This is a genomic window from Cellulomonas sp. P4_B5_2 (genome assembly GCF_056402235.1).
Map to the genome: position 1 here is coordinate 1 of NZ_JBFUHU010000411.1, position 2,751 is coordinate 2,751.

A 2,751-nucleotide genomic window follows, 5' to 3' on the forward strand; every position below is an offset into this window, starting at 1 on the left:
GCCAGCAGCCCAGCCCGACCACTCCGACCGACCGACCCGTACGTCCCAGAACCCTCGTCTCCATGGACAGCGACGTTACCCGCGCGGACGATGGCCAGGTGACGAGCATCCCGATCGACGCGGTGGTCCGTTCCTTCCCGGTCGACGCGGCGACGGCGTGGGACCTCGTCACCGACCTGCGCAACCACGAACGGTGGATACCGCTGACCCGGGTGACGGTGGACGGGTCGAGGGTGACGGCGGTCTCCGGCCCCCTGGCCCGGCGCGGGTTCCCCGGCCTGAAGGACGTCATGACGATCGACCGGTACGACCCGCCGAGCGTCGACGAGCCCGGCATCGCCACGTACACCAAGGTCGGACGCGTGCTCAAGGGCCACGCGAGCATCGTCGTCGTGCCGGCGGGACCGTCGTCGAGCCGGGTGCTCTGGAGCGAGGAGGTCTACCTGGCCGGCCCGCTCCCCCGGCGACTCACCGGCGCCGTGCTCAAACCGTTCCTCGGCGTCATGGTGCGGTACGCGTTGATGCGCGCACGGAACGAGGTCCGCGCAACAGATCGCAACTCGTAGCCGGATCTGCGCAACGGATCGTGCCCCAGCGCGCAATCCGAGATGAACGGTCTGGGCCGTACCGACTCGTACCCTCGTGGGAACGACACGCCACGAGGAGCCTTCATGACCCCGACCGCCCCCGGACGTACCGATCGCCGCTACCTGATGTGCGAGCCCGTCCACTACACGGTGTCCTACGAGATCAACCCGTGGATGGACAAGACCCGGTTCACCGACGCCGACCTCGCGGTCCGTCAGTGGCGCACCCTGCGCGACACGTACCTCGACCTCGGCCACACCGTCGAGACGATCGACCCGATCCCCGGCCTGCCGGACATGGTCTACGCGGCCAACGGCGCCACCGTGCTGGACGGCGTCGTGTACTCCGCCAAGTTCCGCTACGCCGAGCGCCAGCCCGAGGGTCCCGCGTACCAGAAGTGGTTCGCTGACCGCGGCTACGTCACGCACACCGCCGCCGAGACCAACGAGGGCGAGGGCGACCTGCTCGTCGTCGGCGACCTCGTCCTGGCCGGCACGGGCTTCCGCACCGAGCGGTCCGCGCACGCCGAGCTGCAGGAGCTGTTCGGCCGCCCGGTCATCTCGCTCGACCTGGTCAGCCCGCACTACTACCACCTCGACACCGCACTGGCCGTGCTGTCGAGCGACCCGGCCGACCCGCAGATCGCCTACTACCCGCCGGCGTTCTCGGCCGGCTCGCGCGCGGTCCTGCAGCAGCTGTTCCCGGACGCGGTCGAGGCCACCGAGCGCGACGCGGTCGCCCTGGGCCTGAACGCGGTGTCCGACGGCTACAACGTGGTCGTCGCGCCCGGTGCCATGGACCTGGCTGCGGCGATCGCCGAGCGTGGCTACAACCCCATCCCCGTGGACACCAGCGAGCTGCTCAAGGGCGGCGGCGGCGCCAAGTGCTGCACGCTCGAGATCCGGCCCGCCTCCGGTTCCGGGCGATGACTCTCGTGGAGGTGGCCCCGGCGTCGGTCCTGGCCCCCAACTACCACCCGCTCCCGGTCACCCTGGTCGACGGCCTGGGCTCCTGGGTCACCGACGACGAGGGCAACCGCTACCTCGACCTGCTCTCGGGCTACTCGGCGCTGAACTTCGGCCACCGGCACCCGGTGCTCACGGCCGCGGCGCACGCGCAGATCGACAAGCTGACGCTCACGTCCCGCGCGTTCGACCACGAGCTGCTCGAGCCGTTCGCCGCGCGGCTGGCCGCCCTGATCGGCCCGCTCGTCGCCGGCCCGCCGATGGTCCTGCCGATGAACACGGGTGCCGAGGCCGTCGAGACCGCCATCAAGGCCGCCCGCAAGTGGGGCTACGACGTCAAGGGCGTGCCCGCCGACCGAGCGACGATCATCGTGGCCGACGGCAACTTCCACGGCCGCACGACGACGATCGTGTCGTTCTCCACCGACCCCGACGCGCGCCGCGGCTTCGGCCCGTACACGCCCGGGTTCCGGGTGGTGCCGTACGGCTCCGTCGAGGCGCTGCGCGAGGCCATCGACGAGACCACCGTCGCCGTCCTCCTGGAGCCGATCCAGGGCGAGCAGGGCGTCGTCGTCCCGCCCGACGACTACCTTCCCGGCGTCCGCGCGCTCTGCTCGGCGAACGACGTCCTGTTCATCGCCGACGAGATCCAGTCCGGGCTCGGCCGCACGGGCACCACGCTCGCGTCCGAGCTCTGGGGCGTGAAGCCGGACCTGGTCACCCTGGGCAAGGCGCTCGGTGGCGGGGTGCTCCCCGTGTCGGCCGTCGTCGGACGTGCGGACGTGCTCGGCGTGCTCACCGCCGGCACCCACGGGTCCACGTTCGGCGGCAACCCGCTGGCGTGCGCGGTCGGCCTCGCGGTCGTCGGGCTGCTGGAGACCGGGGAGCTGCAGGCGCGCGCCACGACGCTCGGGCTCGAGTGGGGCGCCCGCCTGGACGCGCTCGTCGACGCCGGTCTGCTCGCCTCGTCGCGCCGCGTGGGCCTCTGGGCGGGGCTGGACGTGGCCGAGGGCCGCGGCACCGGGCGTCAGCTCTGCGAGCGCCTCCTGGCCCGCGGCGTGCTGGCCAAGGACACCCACGGCAGCACGATCCGGCTGGCTCCCCCGCTGACGATCTCGTCGGAGGACCTGAACCTGGCCACGGACCGCCTGACGGACGCCCTGCGCTGACCACCCCAACCCGGTTCCGTCCGCACATC

3 protein-coding genes are annotated in these 2,751 nt (G+C 72.0%); all 3 read left to right on the forward strand.

The genetic code is table 11. From position 1 onward, the window contains the following. Positions 1-98 precede the first annotated feature (98 nt). The 3 genes from AC1DUQ_RS20295 (at position 99) to rocD (ending at position 2,722) form a co-directional block, all read left to right on the forward strand. Entirely contained in the window at positions 99-566 is a 468-nt protein-coding gene (locus tag AC1DUQ_RS20295; protein WP_477074478.1) for an SRPBCC family protein, read from the forward strand. Positions 567-671: 105 nt separating this feature from the next. Then, entirely contained in the window at positions 672-1,517 is an 846-nt protein-coding gene (gene ddaH / locus AC1DUQ_RS20300) for a dimethylargininase (protein WP_477060097.1), read from the forward strand. Next, positions 1,514-2,722, forward strand: coding sequence for an ornithine--oxo-acid transaminase (gene rocD, locus AC1DUQ_RS20305; RefSeq protein WP_477060096.1), 1,209 nt, complete (start codon positions 1,514-1,516; stop codon positions 2,720-2,722). The genes ddaH and rocD overlap by 4 nt, the downstream gene beginning before the upstream one ends. The last annotated feature ends 29 nt before the right edge of the window (positions 2,723-2,751 follow it).

Coding starts and splice junctions, on each gene's coding strand:
- ddaH (WP_477060097.1), top strand. CDS start 672: ATGACCCCGACCGCCCCCGGACGTACCGATCGCCGCTACCTGATGTGC.
- rocD (WP_477060096.1), top strand. CDS start 1,514: ATGACTCTCGTGGAGGTGGCCCCGGCGTCGGTCCTGGCCCCCAACTAC.